This is a genomic window from Streptomyces sp. S4.7 (assembly GCF_010384365.1).
Classification (GTDB): domain Bacteria; phylum Actinomycetota; class Actinomycetes; order Streptomycetales; family Streptomycetaceae; genus Streptomyces.
In genome coordinates this window covers 4,421,702-4,440,697 of the sequence record NZ_CP048397.1, presented here as the reverse complement: position 1 = coordinate 4,440,697, position 18,996 = coordinate 4,421,702, and the positions used below count along the sequence as shown (strand labels likewise).

General features: G+C 71.1%; 20 protein-coding genes. 12 read left to right on the top strand and 8 right to left on the bottom strand.

Annotated elements, in window-relative coordinates:
* Nucleotides 1-54 precede the first annotated feature (54 nt).
* Nucleotides 55-867: a helix-turn-helix domain-containing protein gene (locus tag SSPS47_RS19865; protein ID WP_164252230.1), complete on the top strand. Its 813-nt coding sequence runs from the start codon at nt 55-57 to the stop codon at nt 865-867.
* 32 nt (nt 868-899) lie between these two features.
* Here SSPS47_RS19865 and SSPS47_RS19860 read toward each other — a convergent pair whose 3' ends face one another.
* Nucleotides 900-1,541, bottom strand: coding sequence for a hypothetical protein (locus tag SSPS47_RS19860; RefSeq protein WP_164252229.1), 642 nt, complete (start codon nt 1,539-1,541; stop codon nt 900-902).
* A gap of 214 nt (nt 1,542-1,755) precedes the next feature.
* Here SSPS47_RS19860 and SSPS47_RS19855 point away from each other — a divergent pair, with 214 nt between their 5' ends.
* Nucleotides 1,756-2,490, top strand: a complete 735-nt coding sequence (locus SSPS47_RS19855; RefSeq protein WP_164252228.1) for a Mut7-C RNAse domain-containing protein — start codon at nt 1,756-1,758, stop codon at nt 2,488-2,490.
* Nucleotides 2,491-2,519: 29 nt separating this feature from the next.
* On the opposite strand, the gene SSPS47_RS19850 is transcribed toward SSPS47_RS19855, so the two are convergent.
* Nucleotides 2,520-3,050: a hypothetical protein gene (locus SSPS47_RS19850; RefSeq protein ID WP_343234897.1), complete on the bottom strand. Its 531-nt coding sequence runs from the start codon at nt 3,048-3,050 to the stop codon at nt 2,520-2,522.
* 113 nt (nt 3,051-3,163) lie between these two features.
* Between SSPS47_RS19850 and SSPS47_RS19845 the strand changes: the two genes are divergently transcribed.
* The 3 genes from SSPS47_RS19845 to SSPS47_RS19835 all read left to right on the top strand — a co-directional run bounded on the left by SSPS47_RS19845 (nt 3,164) and on the right by SSPS47_RS19835 (nt 4,588).
* On the top strand, nt 3,164-3,499 hold the full coding sequence (locus SSPS47_RS19845) for a YnfA family protein (protein WP_147874466.1): 336 nt from the start codon (nt 3,164-3,166) through the stop codon (nt 3,497-3,499).
* A 64-nt stretch (nt 3,500-3,563) separates the two neighbouring features.
* On the top strand, nt 3,564-4,340 hold the full coding sequence (locus SSPS47_RS19840; protein WP_147874467.1) for an SDR family oxidoreductase: 777 nt from the start codon (nt 3,564-3,566) through the stop codon (nt 4,338-4,340).
* A complete protein-coding gene (locus tag SSPS47_RS19835; protein ID WP_147874468.1) occupies nt 4,337-4,588 on the top strand; it encodes a hypothetical protein in 252 nt (83 codons plus the stop codon). The genes SSPS47_RS19840 and SSPS47_RS19835 overlap by 4 nt, the downstream gene beginning before the upstream one ends.
* 35 nt (nt 4,589-4,623) lie before the next feature.
* Here SSPS47_RS19835 and SSPS47_RS19830 read toward each other — a convergent pair whose 3' ends face one another.
* Nucleotides 4,624-5,439, bottom strand: a complete 816-nt coding sequence (locus tag SSPS47_RS19830; RefSeq protein WP_164252227.1) for a pentapeptide repeat-containing protein — start codon at nt 5,437-5,439, stop codon at nt 4,624-4,626.
* 213 nt (nt 5,440-5,652) lie between these two features.
* Here SSPS47_RS19830 and SSPS47_RS19825 point away from each other — a divergent pair, with 213 nt between their 5' ends.
* Entirely contained in the window at nt 5,653-6,210 is a 558-nt protein-coding gene (locus tag SSPS47_RS19825; protein WP_164252226.1) for a DinB family protein, read from the top strand.
* A 74-nt stretch (nt 6,211-6,284) separates the two neighbouring features.
* On the opposite strand, the gene SSPS47_RS19820 is transcribed toward SSPS47_RS19825, so the two are convergent.
* Complete coding sequence (locus tag SSPS47_RS19820) at nt 6,285-7,466, bottom strand: RtcB family protein (RefSeq protein ID WP_164252225.1); 1,182 nt, start codon at nt 7,464-7,466, stop codon at nt 6,285-6,287.
* 265 nt (nt 7,467-7,731) lie between these two features.
* On the opposite strand from SSPS47_RS19820, the gene SSPS47_RS19815 reads away from it, so the two are divergent.
* From SSPS47_RS19815 to SSPS47_RS19805, 3 genes are all read left to right on the top strand, one after another.
* On the top strand, nt 7,732-8,532 hold the full coding sequence (locus tag SSPS47_RS19815; RefSeq protein WP_164252224.1) for a DUF3558 domain-containing protein: 801 nt from the start codon (nt 7,732-7,734) through the stop codon (nt 8,530-8,532).
* A gap of 124 nt (nt 8,533-8,656) precedes the next feature.
* A complete protein-coding gene (locus SSPS47_RS19810; protein WP_164252223.1) occupies nt 8,657-9,400 on the top strand; it encodes a DUF3558 family protein in 744 nt (247 codons plus the stop codon).
* Between the two features lie 209 nt (nt 9,401-9,609).
* The gene (locus SSPS47_RS19805) at nt 9,610-11,040 is read left to right on the top strand and encodes a DUF2637 domain-containing protein (protein ID WP_164252222.1); all 1,431 of its coding nucleotides are present in this window, start codon (nt 9,610-9,612) and stop codon (nt 11,038-11,040) included.
* Between the two features lie 46 nt (nt 11,041-11,086).
* On the opposite strand, the gene map is transcribed toward SSPS47_RS19805, so the two are convergent.
* Nucleotides 11,087-11,854 carry a type I methionyl aminopeptidase gene (gene map, locus SSPS47_RS19800; RefSeq protein ID WP_164252221.1) on the bottom strand — a complete coding sequence of 256 codons (768 nt, stop codon included), beginning with the start codon at nt 11,852-11,854 and terminating at the stop codon, nt 11,087-11,089.
* A 286-nt stretch (nt 11,855-12,140) separates the two neighbouring features.
* Nucleotides 12,141-13,892, bottom strand: coding sequence for a lysine--tRNA ligase (gene lysS, locus SSPS47_RS19795; RefSeq protein ID WP_164252220.1), 1,752 nt, complete (start codon nt 13,890-13,892; stop codon nt 12,141-12,143).
* A 149-nt stretch (nt 13,893-14,041) separates the two neighbouring features.
* Here lysS and argS point away from each other — a divergent pair, with 149 nt between their 5' ends.
* A complete protein-coding gene (gene argS, locus SSPS47_RS19790; protein ID WP_164252219.1) occupies nt 14,042-15,805 on the top strand; it encodes an arginine--tRNA ligase in 1,764 nt (587 codons plus the stop codon).
* A 65-nt stretch (nt 15,806-15,870) separates the two neighbouring features.
* On the opposite strand, the gene SSPS47_RS19785 is transcribed toward argS, so the two are convergent.
* Together SSPS47_RS19785 and SSPS47_RS19780 are read right to left on the bottom strand one after the other, a co-directional pair.
* Complete coding sequence (locus SSPS47_RS19785; protein ID WP_164252218.1) at nt 15,871-17,118, bottom strand: hypothetical protein; 1,248 nt, start codon at nt 17,116-17,118, stop codon at nt 15,871-15,873.
* Complete coding sequence (locus tag SSPS47_RS19780; protein WP_343234928.1) at nt 17,115-18,053, bottom strand: STM4015 family protein; 939 nt, start codon at nt 18,051-18,053, stop codon at nt 17,115-17,117. The genes SSPS47_RS19785 and SSPS47_RS19780 overlap by 4 nt, the downstream gene beginning before the upstream one ends.
* Here SSPS47_RS19780 and SSPS47_RS36275 point away from each other — a divergent pair.
* Nucleotides 18,045-18,623, top strand: a complete 579-nt coding sequence (locus SSPS47_RS36275) for an NAD(P)-binding domain-containing protein (RefSeq protein WP_343234927.1) — start codon at nt 18,045-18,047, stop codon at nt 18,621-18,623. The genes SSPS47_RS19780 and SSPS47_RS36275 overlap by 9 nt on opposite strands.
* Complete coding sequence (locus SSPS47_RS36270; protein ID WP_343234896.1) at nt 18,611-18,976, top strand: hypothetical protein; 366 nt, start codon at nt 18,611-18,613, stop codon at nt 18,974-18,976. Before SSPS47_RS36275 ends, SSPS47_RS36270 begins: the two co-directional genes overlap by 13 nt.
* Nucleotides 18,977-18,996: the final 20 nt, after the last annotated feature.

Genomic DNA, 18,996 nt, shown 5'->3' with positions numbered 1-18,996 from the left:
GCTACGGTCCGCGCCCCTCCTCCGTATTGAACAAACGCGACATAGGATCCCGCCATGGCAGCAGCTCCACGGCGCGACACCCGAGGCATCGTCGACGCCTCCGGGCTCTTCGCGCGGGCCGATTTCCGCCGCCGCCTGCCCGCGCCGGAGCTGCGCCGTCACGTGGAGCTTTACTGGCTGATCGACTGGGACCTGTCGGAGCCGTACGCCTCCCACGTCGTCCCGCACCCCTCGGTGAACGTCGTCTTCCAGCGGTTCGGCGCGGCCCCGCCCTGGGGCGAGGTCGCGGGGATCGGCCTCGAACTGTTCACACAGAAGCTGGAGGGACGCGGCCGGGTGTGCGGGGTGAAGTTCCGCCCCGGCGGCTTCCGGCCCTTCGCGCCCGCGTGGCCGGTGTCCGAGTGGTCGGGGCGGCGGGTGCCGATCGCCGAGGTGCTGCCCGCGAGCGACGGGGACGTCGGCGCGATCCTGGACCCTGCCGACGAGGACGCGCGGGTCGCCGCGCTCGACGCCTTCCTGCTGGGTCTGGGCGCGCGGCCGGACCCGCAGGCCGACGAGGCGATGAGGGTGGTCGGCCTGGTCGGCGAGGACCGTACGATCCGGCGGGCGGCGCAGCTCGCGACGGCGGTCGGGCTGTCGGTGCGTTCGCTGCAGCGGCTGTTCGCCACCTATGTGGGAGTCGGGCCGAAGTGGGTCATCCTGCGTCACCGCATCCATGAGGCGCTGGAGCGCGCCGAGGCGCGGGACGGGGTCGACTGGGCGGCGCTGGCGGCCGAGCTGGGCTACAGCGACCAGGCACATCTGGTGCGGGACTTCACCGCGACGGTGGGCGTGCCGCCGACGGCGTACGCGCACTCGGTCCAGTAGCTCGCGTCAGCGGGCCTCGTCAGTAGCTCGCGTCAGTAGCTCGCGGTCACGGCGACGACGCCCAGTCCGTGTGCGGCGGCGTACCGGAGCACCCGCAGCGGCCCCGCCAGCAGCCCGGCGCCGTCGAACTCCCCCTCCGGCGCGTCCGCCATCGCGTACGCCCAGGCGTCGATGCGGGCCAGCACCTCCCTGCGCCGGGGTCCCGTCACGGCCAGCACGGACTCGGCGCCGGGGAGCACGGCCCGCACCTCGTCCGCGGTGAGGAGGAAGTCCCCGAACCAGCCGGGCAGTCGGGAGGACGCCTCGGCCCCGAGACCGTGGTGGAGCGCGGTCGCGGGCTCCCCCTCGCGTACGGCCACGGCGAACAGCGCGTCCGGATCGCTCCCGTCGGCTTCGGCACGGCGCAGGAGGTCGGTCGCCGCCTCCTTCATGGCGACCACGGCGGGGGCGGAGGGTCCGCCGCCGCGCGCGAACGCGGCGAAGCGGTGTGCGGCGGGGGTCGGTTCGGGTGTGAAGTACGGTTCGCGGTCGCCGCCGCCCAGCCACCAGCCCAGATCCTCGGCGCAGCCGTCCGGCACGGTCCAGGTCTCGTCGAGGTGCGCGAACCGCCGGGGCAGGGCGACGACCTCGGCGTCGGGCACGGCGCCGACCGACCAGACCCCCGTGTAGCTCACGCGACCGCACCCCCCGCTCCGTTGTCAGCGCTCCGTTGCCGGTGCCCCGACCCGGGGTCGGCCACATGGAGATGAAAGCACCCCGCGTGCGGAACGCGGCCAGGACCTGTCCGGCGTCCCGGGCCCGGGCCCCGAACATCCGCCGGACACGGCCGCGGTCGCGGTCGCGCGGAAAGCGCTGGCCCGCCCCGCGGCCCGATGACATGCTGACGGTGTGAACGGACCGGAGATCCATCTCACCTTCGACTCCGAGCTGCACGTCTTCGTCCCGGCCGGACGGCGCGGCGGGCGTACGGCCGTGGCCACGGACGGCTCGTCCACGCTCGGCCATGTCGTCGAATCCCTCGGTGTCCCGCTCACCGAGGCCGGTCAACTCGTCGTCGACGGAAGCCCGGTGGCCACGTCGCACATCCCGTCGGCGGGCGAGTCGGTGGAGGTACGGGCGGTGGCCAGGCCGCAGCGCGTACCGGGCGCGCCGCTGCGCTTCCTGCTCGACGTCCACCTCGGCACGCTCGCGCGCCGTCTGAGGCTGCTGGGTGTCGACGCGGCGTACGAGAGCGAGGACATCGGCGATCCGGCCCTGGCCGCGCTCTCGGCGAAGGAGCGGCGGGTCATGCTCTCGCGCGACCGGGGCCTGCTGCGGCGCCGGGAGATCTGGGCGGGGGCGTACATCTACAGCGACCGCACGGACGACCAGCTCAGGGACGTTCTGGGACGGTTCGCGCCCGTGCTCGCCCCGTGGACCCGCTGCACGGCGTGCAACGGTCCGCTCGGGGCGGCCGACAAGGACTCGGTCCAGGGCCTGCTGGAGCGGGGCACGCAGCGTGCGTACGACGTCTTCGCGCAGTGCACGGCCTGCGACAGGGTCTACTGGCGCGGCGCGCACCACGCGCGGCTGGCGGCGATCGTGGACGAGGCGTTGCGCGAATTCGGCGGGGCGGCTGCGTAGTTGCCGGTGTCTCGCCGCCGCCCCGTGCGTCAGTAGATGTACAGATCGCCGGTGGCCGGGACGAGCACGTGGTGCTTGTCGTTGTCGGGGTTGAGGTCCTCGGCGCCGCCGTTCCAGACGGTCGTGATGTCCATGGACACCTCGGCGGGATCGCCGACCGTCCGCAGATCGAGCCGGAACTCGCTGTCCTGTCCGTCGGCCCGTAGCGCCCCGGACTGGCAGTACACGACCCGGTCCCCGCCCCACAGGCAGCCGGCGGGCAGCCTCTGCCCGGCGGCCGGCGGTTCGGAGAAGGCGAGCCTGGCCGTGGCTCCGGCCAGGTCCGACGGACCGTGGTTGCCGGTCGACAGCCGTACGGCGAGCCACCCGCCCCACAGGGAGACATGGCCGTGGTGCGCGACATCGGCCTCGACCGGACCCTGCTGGGGCCCGTGTTCGGACGCCCCCTGGCCGACGCCCTCACCGACGCCCGCGCCGGGGGCTTCCACGCCCGAGCCCGAACCCGCGCCCGTCACCACGGCCATGGCCGCGGCGGACACCACCATCATCGCTCTGTGCATTACACGCATCATCGGAAGATACCCCCACAACTCTCCTTCCCTGACCAACCGTCAGCGTGGCGAGTCGCCTTCCGCCCCCATGGCCGCTTCCGCCCCCGTGGCAGGCTGATCACATGGTCGTAGCCCGCTCCGTCGCCCTCTTCGCCGTCGCCGCCCTCTTCGAGATCGGCGGCGCCTGGCTCGTCTGGCAGGGCGTACGCGAACACAAGGGCTGGATCTGGATCGGCGCCGGTGTCGTCGCACTCGGCCTGTACGGCTTCGTCGCCACCCTCCAGCCCGACGCCGAGTTCGGCCGCATCCTCGCCGCGTACGGCGGCGTCTTCGTCGCCGGTTCGATCGCCTGGGGAGTCGTCGCCGACGGCTACCGCCCCGACCGCTACGACATCGTCGGCGCGCTCATCTGTCTCCTCGGCATGGCCGTGCTGATGTACGCCCCGCGCGACCACTGAGCCGCACCGCCTGCCTATCCTGGCCGGGAGTCGATCAGTCGCCCACACGCGCGAGGAGCACGCCATGACCGTCGCCGGTAAGCCCACCGCCGTCGTCACCGGAGCCAGCAGCGGCATCGGAGCCGCCACCGCTCGCCAACTCGCCGCCGCCGGCTGTCACGTCGTGGTGACCGCCCGCCGCAAGGACCGCATCGAGGCGCTGGCCGCCGAGATCAACGCGGCCGGGCACTCGGCCACCGCCCATGTCCTCGACGTCACCGACCGCGCGGCCGTCGACGCCTTCGCCGCCGAACTCGGCCGCCTCCCGTCCGTCGACGTACTGGTCGCCAACGCGGGCGGCGCGCTCGGCGCCGACCCGGTCGCCAGCGGCGACCCGGACGACTGGCGCCAGATGTTCGAGACGAACGTCATCGGCACCCTCCACACCACCCAGGCGCTGCTCCCCGCCCTCACCGCGAGCGGCAACGGCACGGTCGTGATCCTCTCCTCGACCGCCGGCTTCGCCACGTACGAGGGCGGTGGCGGCTACGTCGCGGCCAAGCACGCGGAGCACGTCCTGGCCGAGACCCTCCGCCTGGAGATCGTGGGCACGCCGGTCCGCGTCATCGAGGTGGCGCCCGGCATGGTCAAGACGGAGGAGTTCGCCTCCACCCGCTTCCGCGGGGACACCGAGCGGGCGGAGAAGGTGTACGAGGGGGTCGCGGAGCCGCTCAGCGCGGAGGACGTGGCCGACACCATCACATGGGCGGTCACCCGTCCCCACCACGTGAACATCGACCTGCTGGTGGTGCGCCCCCGGGCTCAGGCGTCCAACACCAAGGTGCACAGGGAGCTCGGATGACCGGGGACGCCCGCCGTCCCGAAGAGGTCCACGGTCCCGAGGACGCCCGCCGGGACGCCGCCGTCCGCCGCGCGAGCGCGGCGCTGGAGACGTACACCCTCTCCGGCGACGGCTGGCGCCGCAGCCCCGGCGAGACGCTCTCACGCGTCCTGGCGGACCTGATGCTCTGGTCCGAGGACACCCAGCGTGACTTCGACGACGCGCTGTCGCGGGCGCGTGACCTGCGTGCGGCGGAACGGCGCGGCTGACCCGATCACCGCCCCACACCCGCCCCACCCCCGTCTCACCAGTGCGAGGGGCGCGCCAACGAGGCCGGCAGCACGGTCGCGGCGTCGCCCTTCGCCGCGTCGAGCTGCGACTGCGTGAGGAACAGGGCACCGGTGAGATCGGCGCCCCGCAGGTCCGCGTCCCGGAAGTCGGCGCCGATCAGATCGGCCGTCCGCAGGTCAGCGCCGCGCAGATCGGCGGCGATCAGGAGCGCGCCCCGCAGATTCGCGGCCCGCAGGTCGGCGCCCCTGAGCCTGGCGCCCATCAGATCGGCGCCCCGGCGCTCGGCCCGCTTCCCGCGGACCCCGGAGCGGACGAGTTCGCTGGTGCGCAGCAGCAGTTCGTTGACGCCCGCGCGGTGGCGGGCGACATCCAGCTCCACCAGGGTCTCGGGGTCGCTCGCGGTCAGCCGCTCGGTCGCGTCGAGCGCGGCCCGCAGCTCACCGCGCAGACCGCTGTGCGGACCCTCGGCGGGCGCCATCGTCAGGGCCTCGCCCAGATACCGGAGCAGCTCGTGCAACTGCCGCATCACGGGAAACACGGCGAACATCTTCCGCGCCGTGGCCGGGTCCTCACGCCAGTCCCGCCCGCCGAAGGTGACCTGCGAGACCTGCTGGCCGGCGCCGAAGCAGTCGTACACCGTGCAGCCCTGGAAGCCCTCTTCCCGCAGCCGTGTATGGATGCCGCAGCGGGAGTCGCTCCGCAGATTCGCGCACGGCTGCCCGGCCTTCTTGTCGACGGCGAAGTCCGCCGACGCGGCGAAGGGCAGCGCGACGCAGCACAGCCCGAAACAGTTGCCACAGTCGGCGAGCAGATTGGTTCGATCGGTCACGAAGGTGGTTCTCCCAGCTCGGAGGTCGGCTGAGGCCAGTGAACACCACACCGTGGACCGACGAGGAAGCTGTACGGCGCAAGCGTCTCACCGCCCGCCGGGGCCGGGACGACCCGCAACCCACGAGGTCCCTCCCGGCCGCGCGGCCAACGCCCGTCGCGACGGCGGCAAATCGTTTGCCCGCCCCGCGACCCCGGTGGAACGCTCACCGTCATGACGACGACTGTCCCCCGCGTTGACCTGCTGGTGCGCCAACTCGACATGGCCTGGGCGCTGTTCGAGTACTACCTCACGGACCTGGACGACCGGGCCTGCCTCTGGGAACCGTCCCCCGACTGCTGGACGGTCCGCCCGGACGCCGAGGGCAACTGGGTGGCCGACTGGCAGGTCCCGGAGCCCGACCCGGTCCCCAGCACCTCGATCGGCTGGCTGACCTGGCACATCGGCTACTGGTGGACGACCACCCTCACCCACTGCTTCGGCCCGGGAGCCCCGCCCCGCGAGTCCATCCACTGGCCGGGCACCACGGACGCCACGATCACCTGGCTGAACTCCCTGAAGGACGCCTGGCGCACGGAACTGCTCCGGCTCACCGACGCCGATCTCGACTCGAAGTCCCGGACGGCGGGTCTGCCCTGGGGCGAGAACGTGGAGCTGGTCCATGTGGCGAGCTGGCTCAACTTCGAACTGACGAAGAACGTCGCGGAAATCGGCCTGACCCACCGCGCCTACCGGGCCTCGTCCCGGACCGCCCACCCGCCCGAGCCGTGACGCGTATGCGGGGGCACCGCGTATGTGGGGGCACCGCGTGCGCGGTGCCCCCACATCCCCCCGAACGGTGGCCGTCAGCCCTTCACGCAGACCACCTGCTTGAGCTTCGCCACCACCTCGACCAGGTCCCTCTGCTGGTCGATGACCTTCTCGATCGGCTTGTACGCACCCGGGATCTCGTCCACGACGCCGGAGTCCTTACGGCACTCCACGCCCCGCGTCTGGTCCTCCAGGTCCCGCACCGAGAACTTCCGGCGCGCGGCGTTCCGGCTCATCTTGCGGCCGGCTCCGTGGGAGGCCGAATTGAAGGACGCCTCGTTGCCCAGGCCCTTCACGATGTACGAACCCGTGCCCATCGAGCCGGGGATGATCCCGTAGTCACCACTCCCGGCGCGGATCGCGCCCTTGCGGGTGACCAGCAGGTCCATGCCGTCGTAGCGCTCCTCGGAGACGTAGTTGTGGTGACAGGAGATGACGGGATCGAAGGTGACCTTCGCCTTCTTGAACTCCTTGCGGACGACGTTCTTGAAGAGGTCCATCATCACCGCGCGGTTGTAACTCGCGTACTCCTGCGCCCAGAACAGGTCGTTGCGGTACGCCCGCATCTGAGGGGTGTCCGCGACGAAGACCGCGAGGTCGCGGTCGATCAGGTCCTGGTTGTGCGGAAGGCCCTGCGCCACACCGATGTGGAAGTCCGCCAGCTCGTTGCCGATGTTCCGGGAGCCGGAGTGCAGCATCAACCAGACAGATCCCGTCGAATCAATACAGAACTCGACAAAGTGGTTTCCCGAGCCGAGTGTTCCCATCTGCCTCACAGCCCGCTGCTGACGGAACTTGACCGCGTCGGCGATCCCTTCGAACCGCGTCCAGAAGTCGTCCCAGCCGGCGCCGATCGAGTCGGGCTCCACCAGATCGTCATGCATCCCCCGCCCCACCGGAATCGCCTGCTCGATCCTGGACCGCAGCCGCGACAGGTCCCCCGGCAGATCGTTCGACGTCAGGGACGTCTTGACCGCCGACATGCCGCAGCCGATGTCCACACCCACCGCGGCCGGGCAGACCGCGCCCTGCATCGCGATGACCGAGCCGACCGTCGCGCCCTTGCCGAAGTGGACGTCCGGCATGACCGCGAGGCCCTTGATCCAGGGCAGCGTCGCCACGTTTCGCAGCTGCCGCATCGCCACGTCCTCAACCGAGGCCGGGTCCGTCCACATACGGATGGGGACCTTCTCGCCCGGCACTTCCACGTACGACATAGTTCCTCGATTCCCCCGAAAATCTTCCCGAAAGTCTGATAGCGCAAAAACCGGAACCAGGGCCGCCAAATCAGACAGCGGACCGGCATCCACGGCAATGCGTGAGGTACACATTGTCTCCACCGCACGCCATGCGGCGGCAAACGCTTTTCGCGTGAACTCGCCAGTTGTGCCGTACGTGGAACCAGCACGGCACCTGCGTAGTTCTCATCAGTACGACCGCTTAGAACTCATGTCCACATCGCGTAGAAAGGAGCCCGGGACCGTGCAGCGAAAGGCGTACGTACCCGGCCTGGCGGCGCTGCTCGTGACTCTCGTCGCGGGTTGTACTTCCGGCACCGGTGGCGACGGCTCCGACATCGACGACAAGGCCGGTGTCCCGACGACGACCACCGCGCCTCCGGGCAAGTACCGCACCCTGCGCGAGCCGTGCGGTTCCGTGGACCCCGCCACGCTGCGGGATCTGCTGCCGGGCGTCGCCCAGCTCCCCGAGGAGCAGCGGGAGAAGGCGTACAAGGGCACGGCGGCCGTGACGTACGACACCGACCGCCGCGTCGGGTGCGCGTGGACGGCCGACTCCCCGGACGCCTCGCACAACCTGGTGATCGACGTCGAGCGCGTCGTGTCCTACGACCCGGCGGTGAGCGACGCCGACAAGGCGCAGGAGGTCTACGCGAAGAAGGAGGACGGCGCCACCCTGCCGCCTCCCGCCGCCGGCGCGGGCGGCGGCCCGGGCGACGACACCGACGACGCGAGCGAGGACACGGACCCGTCCGGTTCGCCCTCCCCCGGCAAGACCCCCAACGCCGCGACGACACCCCCCGGCCTCCAGCCCCGCCTGCTGGACGACCTCGGCGACGCGGCCTTCGTGGACGACGTCTACGCGGCGTCCGGTTCGGCCGCCAAGCGCCGTACGGTCAGCGTGGTCTTTCGCACATCGAATGTGGTCGTGACGGTGCGGTACGCGGAGCAGCCGGCCCACTCCACGACGGTCCCCGACAGCAAGGAACTGCAGGAAAAGGCCCGGGGACTGGCCCGGAAGCTGGCCGACCAGCTCAACGAGTAGAGGGTCCGGGGCCGCGTCCGGGCCGGGCGTCCATCCCGGGCCGAGTCCGCCGCCCGGCCCCCTGGCCACGCCCCGGGCGGTTACCGTGGCCGATCGGACCGTACGACTACCGAGTGAAGGAACCATGCAGCGATCAGCCCCGCGACCCAGCCGCTCCCGCACCCGCACCCGTCTGCGCATGCTCGCCTGCGCGGCCGTTCCGGTCATGATCGTCGCCGCGGGCTGCTCCTCCGACTCCGACTCGGACCCGGACTCCGACAGCGGCAAGGACAAGCCGGCCGCCTCGGCGTCGAAGGAGGCGACGAAGGTCGCTCCCGCGAAGTTCACGTCCCTGCCCGCCGATCCCTGCAAGGCGATCGCCGCGAAGACGACGGCGGACCTGGTGCCCAAGGCGAAGGACAAGTCGGGCTCGGCGGGCAAGTCCTCGGACATAACGACGCGCGGCAGCTGCTCGTGGAACGGTCTGGACGACAACGGCGTCAAGGGCTCGCAGTACCGCTGGCTGGACATCTCCTTCATGCGGTACGACTCCGAGGAGGGCATCGGCTCGGGCCAGGACCGCGCCGCGGAGTACTACAAGAAGGAGGTCACCAAGGCGCGCGCCACCGAGGGGGCGAAGGGCACGAAGGCGACCCCGGCGGCGGGCGTCGGCACGGAGGCGACGGCAATCACATACAGCCTGTCGAAGACGGGCGAGACGTTCGGCTACGCGACGGTCGTGGCGCGCTCGGAGAACGTGGTCATCACACTCACGTACAACGGCGCGGGCTACGCGGGCGCGAAGTCCCCGGCGGCGTCGGACCTGGTGAAGGGCGCCACGAAGGCGACGAAGGAAGCGGTGGCGGCCGTTCCGGCCGCGGCGCGGTAGACCGGCCCGGGGGCGCCCGCCGGTCCGCCCGGTCGCGCCCCCGCACCACCGAAGTCCGCCCGGCGATTAAGGACAAAAAACCCCACCGCACCACCCCCGGACTCCAACTCCCCGGCGCCGCAAGGCTCCCCGGGACACAGCATCCGCACACATGTGCCAGGCTGTGCCCCGCCAGATGTCCAGGACGGGAGGGGCCACGGGTGGCCGCGATGCAGCTCACTCGCACGCACCGAATACTCATCGGCGTCGTCGTCGCCGGCGCGGTTCTCATCGCCGCGATCGGTTTCGCGGGGTCGTACTCCGCCGTGCGCGACCTCGCCGAGAAGAAGGGCTTCGGGCAGTTCTCGATCGTCTTCCCGATCGGCATCGACGCGGGCATCTGCGTCCTGCTCGCGCTCGACCTGCTGCTGACCTGGATGCGGATCCCGTTCCCGCTCCTGCGCCAGACCGCCTGGCTGCTCACCGCCGCGACCATCGCCTTCAACGGCGCCGCCGCCTGGCCCGACCCGCTCGGCGTGGGCATGCACGCGGTGATCCCGATCCTGTTCGTCGTCTCGGTCGAGGCGGCCCGCCACGCGGTCGGCCGGATCGCGGACATCACCGCCGACAAGCACATGGAGGGCGTCCGCCTCACCCGCTGGCTGCTCTCGCCCGTCCCGACGTTCAAGCTGTGGCGCCGGATGAAGCTGTGGGAGATCCGCAGTTACGAGGACATCATCCAGCTCGAACAGGACCGGCTCATCTACCAGGCCCGCCTCCAGGCGCGCTACGGCCGCAACTGGCGCCGCAAGGCGCCCATCGAGGCGATGATGCCGCTGCGGCTCGCGAAGTACGGCGTCCCGCTCGCGGACACCGGCCCGGCCGGTCTCGCCGCGGCGGGCATCGAACCGGCCCTGCTCCCGCCGGCGCCTGCGACCGCGACGGCGATCGAGCCCGCGCACGCGACCGAACTCCCGCAGGCACAGCGGGAGCAGGAGCGGGAGCTGACGGAGGAGGAGTGGATCCAGCTCCAGAAGGAGGAGCAGTGGGCGAGGGAGAACCAGCGGCAGGACATGGAGGCGCCCGCCGCCCACGAGAACCCCTGGTTCGCCGCCCCGCGCGCGCCCGAGGGCCCGTACCAGGGCGCGTACGACCCCGACTTCGACCCGCAGCAGTACGAACAGCAGCAGTACGAGCAGTACGAGCAGGCCCAGCAGCAGTACGAGCAGTACGAGGCCGAGCGGTACGAGGACGAGCAGCCCCGGCCCGAGGAGCGGCAACCTCAGCAGCAGGCGGCCCAGCAGGCCCAGCCCGCACAGCAGTTCCCGCCCCGCCGCCCCCTCGGCCCGCAGCCCGTGGCCGATTTCGAGCCCGACTTCGAGCCCGAGCCCGCACCGGAGCCGGAGGAAGTCCCCACCCCCAAGCTCCCCGAGGGCATGTCCCGTGAGGAGGCGTACTACAACGCCTTCCGGAGGTACGTCAGCGAGCGTCAGGGCATGCCCAACACCCGCCAGCTCGCGGTCTACCTGCAGGACCTGTACGGCGTGACGGGGCGCACGGGCGGCCCGTTGAGCGAGAGTTCCATGCGCGGTTACGTGAAGGACTTCACGCGTCGCTACCAGGAAGAACTGGACGCCCAGGACTCCGAGCACATCGCCTAGCGCCGGTCACGCGGTCACGCGGTCACGCGGTCACGCGGTCACGCGGTCACGGCAGGGTGAGGATGCGCGGGCCGTCCTCGGTGACGGCGATGGTGTGCTCGACGTGCGCGGCGCGGCTGCCGTCGATCGTGCGCAGGGTCCAGCCGTCCGGGTCGGTGCGGTATTCGCTCCGCCCTCCGGCCATGAGCATGGGTTCGATGGCGAGGGTGAGACCGTGCCGCAGGGGGAATCCCCGGCCGGGCCGCCCGTAGTTGGGGACGTGCGGGTCCTCGTGCATCTGCCGTCCGATGCCGTGGCCGCCGAAGTCGGTCGGCATGCCGCAGTCGACGGCGCGGGCGACGGTGCTGATGGCGTGGGCGATGTCGCCGATCCGGTTGCCGACGGTGGCGGCGGCGATCCCGGCGTCCAGCGCCCGCTCGGTGGCGGCGATGAGTTCCAGGTCGGCGGGGCGGGGAGTGCCGACGATGAAGCTGATCGCGGCGTCGCCGGTCCAGCCGCCGAGTTCGGCCCCGCAGTCGATGCTGACCAGGTCGCCGTCGCGCAGACGGTAGTCGTCGGGGATGCCGTGCACGAGGGCGTCGTTGACGGAGGCGCAGATCACCGCCGGGAACGGGGTGGGCGCGAAGGAGGGCCGGTAGCCGAGGAACGGGGAACGCGCCCCGGCCTTGGTCAGGACGGTGTGGGCGGCCCGGTCGAGCTCGCGCAGGCTGACCCCGACGGCCGCCGCTCCACGGGCGGCTTCGAGGGCCCGGCCCACCACGCGTCCGGCTTCACGCATCTTCTCCAGTGCCGTGTCGGTCTTGATCTCCACCATGCGCCATGACTCCTTGCGATGCGACACAATCCAATACTTATACCGGTATTAGTATCACGGCCACGGGGTCTCCCGGACACGTTGCCCGCGCCCACCTCCCTCCATGTGGCCGGCACCGCGCCCACCACGGCGAGCACCGGCAGCGCGGTGGGCGGACCGCCGACGACGGTGTGCGCCGGACCCCGGTCGCCGTCACTGAGCGCGCGTCCGGCGACGCCGAGCGCCGACACGGCGAAGGCCCTCGTCCGATCAGTCGGACGAGGGCCCTCACCGGCGACGAAGCGATTCAGCCGCCCAGCAGCGTCCGCACCCGGTCCGCCCCGACCGCCAGCAGCAGCGTCGGCAGCCGCGGGCCGGTGTCCCGGCTCACCAGCAGCCGGTAGAGCACGGCGAAGAACGACCGCTGCGCGGCCTTCAGTTCCGGCGTGGGCTTCGCGTCCGGCGCCAGCCCCGCCAGCACCTTCGGAACGCCGTAGACGAGCGTCGTGAGCCCGTCCAGCGACCAGTGCGAGTCCAGGTCGGCCAGCAGCAGGCGCAGCGCCTCGCGCGTCTGCTCGTCCAGCGAGTCCAGCAGCTCCCGGTCGGGCTCGCTCCGGACGACCGTCCGGGCCTCGGCCGGCACCTGGCTGGTGATCCAGTTCTCCGCCCTGTCCAGCCGGGGCCGCACCTCGTCCAGCGAGGTCAGCGGGTCGGCCGGGTCCAGGTCGCCGAGGATCCGCAGCGTCTGCTCCTCGGCGCCCGCCGTGATGTCCACGACGGAGGCCAGCGTGCGGTACGGCAGCGCGCGCGGCGTACGCGGCAGCTCACGGGCGGCCGTACGCGTCGCCCGCGAGTACGCGGCCGCGTCGGCCGCCTGCACCGACCCGTCCGCGATCTTGCGCTCCAGGGCGTCCCACTCGTCGTACAGCCGCTGGATCTCCTGGTCGAAGGCGATCTTGAAGGACTGGTTGGGCCTGCGCCGCGCGTACAGCCAGCGCAGCAGCGGCGCCTCCATGATCCGCAGCGCGTCGGCCGGGATCGGGACGCCTCCCTTGGAGGACGACATCTTCGCCATCCCGGAGATCCCCACGAACGCGTACATCGGCCCGATCGGCTGCACACCGTCGAAGATCTCGCGCACGATCTGCCCGCCGACCACGAAGGACGACCCGGGGGACGAGTGGTCGACACCCGAAGGCTCGAAGACCACGCCCTCGTACGCCCAGCGCATCGGCCAGTCGACCTTCCAGACCAGCTTGCCGCGGTTGAACTCGGAGAGCCGTACGGTCTCCTCGAATCCGCAGTCCTGGCAGACGTAGGTCAGCTCGGTCGTCTCGTCGTCGTACGCCGTGACGGTCGTCAGGTCCTTGCCGCAGCCCTCGTTGCCGCAGTACGGCTTGTACGGGAAGTACCCGGACGATCCGGCGCCGTCTTCCTCGTCGGCGGCGCCCGATCCCTCGGCGGCCTCCAGCTCGGCCTCGTCGACCTTCTTCTGCTGCTGGGGAGCCTTCTTCTGCGGGCCGGCCGCCTTGTCCTTCGTCCGGTAGCGCCCGAGGATCGCGTCGATCTCGCCACGGTGGCGCATCGCGTGCAGGATCTGCTCGCGGTAGGTCCCCGCCAGATACTTCTCGGTCTGGCTGATCCCGTCGTACTCGACGCCCAGCTCCACCAGCGACTCGATCAGCTGCGCCTTGAAGTGCTCGGCCCAGTTCGGGTACGCGGACCCGGCCGGCGCGGGCACGGACGTCAGGGGCTTGCCGATGTGCTCGGCCCAGGACGTGTCCACCCCGGGGACCCCGGCCGGGACCTTGCGGTAGCGGTCGTAGTCGTCCCACGAGATGAGGTGCCTGACCTCGTACCCCCGCCTGCGGATCTCGTCGGCGACGAGGTGCGGTGTCATGACCTCGCGCAGATTGCCGAGGTGGATGGGGCCGGAGGGGGAGATGCCGGACGCGACGACGACCGGTTTGCCAGGCGCACGCCGCTCCGACTCGGCGATGACATCGTCCGCGAAACGGGAGACCCAGTCGGTCTCGGTGCTCTGAGCCACGGTCGGCACGTCCTTCTTTCTCGTACGCCCTGCGAATACGCCTGCGATAGCGGCGACGGCCATTGTCCCAGGCCCTTACGACAATGCGAAAACGACTTGTTGCCCCATGGGAGAATGGGGTCACCGACACCCCCTTCTACAGGAACGGCTCCCAGCCCATGGCCCCGGTCACTTCCCTCGCATCGACCGTCGATCAGCGCATCGCGGACGCCCTCTCGGCAGCCCTGCCGGAGGCCGGCCCCGCGGACCCCCTGCTGCGACGTAGCGACCGGGCGGACTTCCAGGCCAACGGGATGCTGGCCCTGGCCAAGAAGCTGAAGGGCAATCCGCGCGAGCTGGCGGCGAAGGTCGTTCAGGCGCTGTCCGCCGGCGACCTCGTCAAGGAGGTCGAGGTCTCGGGCCCCGGCTTCCTCAACATCACCGTCACGGACCGCGCGATCACCGAGACGCTGGCGGCCCGCGCCGCCGACGACCGCCTCGGCGTCCCGCGCGCCGCGGACCCGGGCACGACGGTCATCGACTACGCCCAGCCCAACGTCGCCAAGGAGATGCACGTCGGCCATCTGCGCTCCGCCGTGATCGGCGCCGCGATGGTCGAGATCCTGGAGTTCACCGGCGAGAACGTGATCAGGCGCCACCACATCGGCGACTGGGGCACGCAGTTCGGCATGCTCATCCAGTATCTGACCGAGCACCCGCACGAGTTGGACCACAGCGGCGCGGAGACGGTCTCCGGCGAGGAGGCGATGTCGAACCTGGGCCGCCTCTACAAGGCCGCCCGCACGGTCTTCGACGCCGACGAGGAGTTCAAGGCCCGCGCGCGCGACCGCGTCGTGGCGCTCCAGGCCGGTGACACGGAGACCCTCGCGCAGTGGCAGCGGTTCGTGGACGAGTCGAAGATCTACTTCCACTCGGTCTTCGACAAGCTCGACATGGAGATCCGCGACGAGGACGTCGTCGGCGAGTCCGGCTACAACGACATGCTCGAAGAGACCTGCCGCATTCTTGAGGAGACGGGCGTCGCCGTCCGCTCCGACGGCGCGCTGTGCGTCTTCTTCGACGACGTGAAGGGCCCGGACGGCAATCCGACACCGCTCATCGTCAAGAAGAGCAACGGCGGTTACGGATACGCGGCCACGGACCTCTCCGCGATCCGCGACCGGGTGGGGAACCTGAAGGCGAACACCCTGCTGTACGTGGTGGACGCCCGCCAGTCTCTGCACTTCAAGATGGTCTTCGAGACCGCCCGCCGGGCCGGCTGGCTGAACGAGGACGTCAAGGCGGTCCAGCTCGCCTTCGGCACGGTCCTCGGTAAGGACGGCAAGCCGTTCAAGACCCGTGAGGGCGAGACGGTGCGGCTGGTGGACCTGCTGGACGAGGCCGTCGAGCGGGCGGCCGCGGTCGTCCGGGAGAAGGCGAAGGACCTCACGGAGGACGAGATCGTCGAACGCGGCACGCAGGTGGGCATCGGCGCGGTGAAGTACGCCGACCTGTCGACCTCCGCCGCGCGGGACTACAAGTTCGACCTGGACCAGATGGTGTCGCTGCACGGCGACACGAGCGTCTACATCCAGTACGCCTACGCCCGCACCCGCTCGATCTTCGGCAAGGCGGGCGACCGCTCCCCCGTGGCCCGTCCCGAACTCGAACTGGCCCCGGCGGAGCGGGCACTCGGTCTGCACCTGGACCAGTTCGGCGAGGTCCTCAACGAGGCGGCCTCCTCGTACGAGCCTCACAAGCTGACCGCGTACCTGTACCAACTGGCGTCGCTGTTCACGACGTTCTACAGCGAGTGCCCGGTCGTGAAGCCGGCGCCGCCCCGGGAGGTCGCGGAGAACCGCCTCTTCCTGTGCGACCTCACGGCCCGCACGCTGCACCAGGGCATGACGCTGCTCGGCATCCGCACCCCTGAGCGGCTGTAGGTCGTGGCCGGTGACCGGCGCGGCCAGGAGCCGCGGCGGTCACCGGCCCACCGCCGGTCGCCGACCTAGGCGGCCCGCACCGCGGGGCGTACCTCCGGGTACGTCACCTCGTCCGGCAGCCGGTATCCCAGTTCGCTCAGCCGTGCCGCGACGTCCGCCGGGCTGCGCCCCGTGAGGCTCGCGCTGCGCAGCACGTTCTCCAGATGGACGTCGTCCAGGTACGAGCGGGTGACCGTCTCCAGGAGGCGGATGTCCGCCTCCTCGGCGGTCTCGGGCAGGTTCGCGTTCTCGTGGAGCCAGTGGCCCAGGGTGGCCAGCCTCTCGGCGACCTGTGCGGGGCTGCGGCCCGTGACGAGGGACGCGCGCAGGATGTGCCGCACCTGGAGGCCGACGACGTCGTTCTTCATCAGCCAGGGCAGTCTGCCGTCGAGGTTCTCGCTGAGGAGGACGAGGTCGTCCTCCTCCTGGCTCTCGGGTACGTTCCCGCCCGGCCGCTGGCAGCCCAGTTCCTTCAGCCGGGCGAGGATGTCCGCGTGCGAGCGGCCCGTCTCGCGGGCGACGGTGAGGATGTGCGCGACCGGCACGGATCCCCATTGGCCGATCCAGCCGCCGCCGGGGGTGTCCGCGTGCTTGAGGAGCCGTTCGTCCCCGGGTTCGGGGGTGAACGGCAGCCGCAGGCCGAGCGCGAGCAGGCGCTCGGCGGCGAAGTACGGGCTGCACGACAACTCCTGTGCCAGGCGCAGCACATCGTGCCCGGAGACGTCGTCGCCCCAGCTGAGCCAGTCGCCCCGGAGGTTGACGCGGATCAGCCCGACGTCACGCGCGTTGGCGGTCTCCGGCAGCGGCCGGGCGCCGGTGCCGACCTGGTAGCCGTAGGCGGTCATACGCCGGGCGACGTCGGCCGGGGAACGGCCCGTCAGGGCCGCCGATTCGACGATCTGCCGCAGGGACACGATCTTGTCGACGTCGACCGGAAGGATGCCCCAGCTCCGTTCCACGCTCCTCAACAGCGGGGCGTCGTCGGGCTCGACGGCGTCGGGCGGCGGGCCTTCGGAGCGCTGGACGTCGGCGTACCCGAGGGCGCGCAGCTGTTCGACGGCGGTGGCGGGACTCCACTTCAGCTTGGCCGCGATGAGCAGCACGGTCCCGTACGGCACCTGCTTGGCGGGGTCTCGCCAGGGATACTCGCCGTTCAGGGACTCGCTGGCGATCAGTCGGTCGTCCGGGTCCTGGGACTCCGGGGCATGGGGTTTGGGCCGGCTGGACATGGCGGTGTGGCCTTTCGACGCGAGAGGGGTGGTGCGGGTGCTCATTCGGACGCCGCGATGTACCGGCCGTCCTCGTCCCAGTCGTCCGGCTCGGGGTGGTGCTTCATGGTCAGATCCACACGGACTCCCGCCGGCTCCAGTGCCGTCCAGATCCGCAGCATCATCTCGTGGCTGATGAAGTGGAAGGAGAGGTCGAGTTCCCGCAGGTGTGTCAGGGGCTGTCCCTGGAGGAGCGCCTCCACTCCGTCGTCGGAGAGTGTGCCCATCGACAGGCTCAGCGAGGTGAGCTGGGGCACGACCGGCGCGGAGGCGAGCGCGGAGGCCAACTCGTCCTGGATGAAGCTGTTCTGGAGGCCCAGGTGGTCAAGCGCGGGCTTGCCCTCCCCGGTGAGCAGCGGGGCGAGCTGCTCGACCGTGGCGCCACCGCCGTGGTTCTCGTCCCCGAGCCACAGCTCCAGGCGCTCCAGTGACGGCAGTTGGGCGGCGGCGATGTGCTCGGCCGCGTGCGGGGGCAGCCCGCCGGACTCGACGCGCAGCACACGCAGTTGCTGGTGGCCGGAGACGGGGAAGTCGAGACCGTCCCCGCCGCGTACGGCCAGCTCCCGCAGACCCGGATACGCCGCGAGGATCGGGGCGACGTCGCAGTGGCTGATCGTGGAGAGCATCGCCTGCTCGTCCTCCAGATCGCCGAGGAAGAGCGCTTCGAGCCCGGTCAGCCGCGGGGCGAGATTGATCAGGTCGTCGTCCGACATCCCGCCGTCGCCGTCGTACCAGGGCTGGCCGAAGGTGATCGCCCGTACCTTCTCCAGCTCGACCATGTCGGTGAAGCGCTTCCAGCAGACGTCCGCGGCCTCCTCGGCGTCGTACGGCTCCCGGTGCAGCCGCCAGGCGACCGCGTCGGCGGGCGGCAGGTCCGCGGGGTCGGCGTACGGCGGGAAGTTGTACGTGGGCAGTCCGTGGAACCGTTCGACATGGTGCACGTAGGACAAGATCGGGCTCCTGAGGCTGCTGGTACGCCAGTTGGCCCTCGTCATCCTTCCGCCTCCAGCCCGCCTCTCGCACACACTTCCGTATCTCGCCCGCTTACCTCCCGGTGCGTACCGCACCAAATAGTCGGTACTTGTGGGCAGAAGTCCTCCGCCCGAAGATCGAGAGCAACCGCCCGGTCCGCCCGGAGGAGCACCCGCATGTCCCCGACCAGCACTGCCAACCCCACCCCCGCCGTCTCCGTCATCGGCCTCGGCATGATGGGCACCGCCCTGGCCGCCGCCTTCCTGAAGGCCGGACATCCCGTCACCGTGTGGAACGGATCACCCGCCAGAACCGGCCCCCTGGTCGCCCAGGGCGCGACCCCCGCCGACACGGCCGCCGACGCGGTGGCCGCGAGCCCGCGGGACCCCACGCCTACGTCCTCTACAGCGGCGCGCGGGAACTCTTCGACGCCCACCGGGAGACGCTCGCGGCGCTCGGCGGCACGAAGTACGTCGGCACCGACCCCGGCCTCGCCGCCCTGTACGACCTGGCACTGCTCACCGGCATGTACGGGATGACCATGGGCGTGATGCAGGCGTACGCCCTGATCGGTACGGAGTCCGTCCCGGCCACCGAGTTCTCGGAGCTGCTGGTCCCGTGGGTGGGCGCGATGCTCGGCTCCGCCCCGGCGTGGGCGGCGGCGATCGACTCGGGGCGGCATCTGACGGACGTGTCGAGCCTGGCCGTGAACCAGGAGGCGTTCCCCAACCTGCTGGCGGCGTTCGCCGCGCAGGGTGTCAGCACGGAGCTGTTCGCCCCGGTGCAGCCGCTGCTCGACCGCGCGGTGGCCGAGGGCCACGCGGCGGACGGCCTCTCGCGACTCGCCGACCTGCTGCGCTCGGAACCGGACAAGGGAAGTTCCACGGACTGAACTCCGTTGTCGGTGGCGGC

Excerpts from the sequence above, each read along its gene's own strand:
- SSPS47_RS19820 (WP_164252225.1), bottom strand. The coding sequence starts at position 7,466 with ATGTCGTACGTGGAAGTGCCGGGCGAGAAGGTCCCCATCCGTATGTGG.
- SSPS47_RS19785 (WP_164252218.1), bottom strand. The coding sequence starts at position 17,118 with ATGAGCACCCGCACCACCCCTCTCGCGTCGAAAGGCCACACCGCCATG.
- SSPS47_RS19845 (WP_147874466.1), top strand. The coding sequence starts at position 3,164 with ATGGTCGTAGCCCGCTCCGTCGCCCTCTTCGCCGTCGCCGCCCTCTTC.
- SSPS47_RS19825 (WP_164252226.1), top strand. The coding sequence starts at position 5,653 with ATGACGACGACTGTCCCCCGCGTTGACCTGCTGGTGCGCCAACTCGAC.
- SSPS47_RS19840 (WP_147874467.1), top strand. The coding sequence starts at position 3,564 with ATGACCGTCGCCGGTAAGCCCACCGCCGTCGTCACCGGAGCCAGCAGC.
- SSPS47_RS36270 (WP_343234896.1), top strand. The coding sequence starts at position 18,611 with ATGTACGGGATGACCATGGGCGTGATGCAGGCGTACGCCCTGATCGGT.
- SSPS47_RS19835 (WP_147874468.1), top strand. The coding sequence starts at position 4,337 with ATGACCGGGGACGCCCGCCGTCCCGAAGAGGTCCACGGTCCCGAGGAC.
- SSPS47_RS19805 (WP_164252222.1), top strand. The coding sequence starts at position 9,610 with ATGCAGCTCACTCGCACGCACCGAATACTCATCGGCGTCGTCGTCGCC.
- SSPS47_RS19810 (WP_164252223.1), top strand. The coding sequence starts at position 8,657 with ATGCAGCGATCAGCCCCGCGACCCAGCCGCTCCCGCACCCGCACCCGT.
- argS (WP_164252219.1), top strand. The coding sequence starts at position 14,042 with ATGGCCCCGGTCACTTCCCTCGCATCGACCGTCGATCAGCGCATCGCG.
- SSPS47_RS19850 (WP_343234897.1), bottom strand. The coding sequence starts at position 3,050 with ATGCACAGAGCGATGATGGTGGTGTCCGCCGCGGCCATGGCCGTGGTG.
- map (WP_164252221.1), bottom strand. The coding sequence starts at position 11,854 with ATGGTGGAGATCAAGACCGACACGGCACTGGAGAAGATGCGTGAAGCC.
- SSPS47_RS36275 (WP_343234927.1), top strand. The coding sequence starts at position 18,045 with ATGGTGCACGTAGGACAAGATCGGGCTCCTGAGGCTGCTGGTACGCCA.
- SSPS47_RS19865 (WP_164252230.1), top strand. The coding sequence starts at position 55 with ATGGCAGCAGCTCCACGGCGCGACACCCGAGGCATCGTCGACGCCTCC.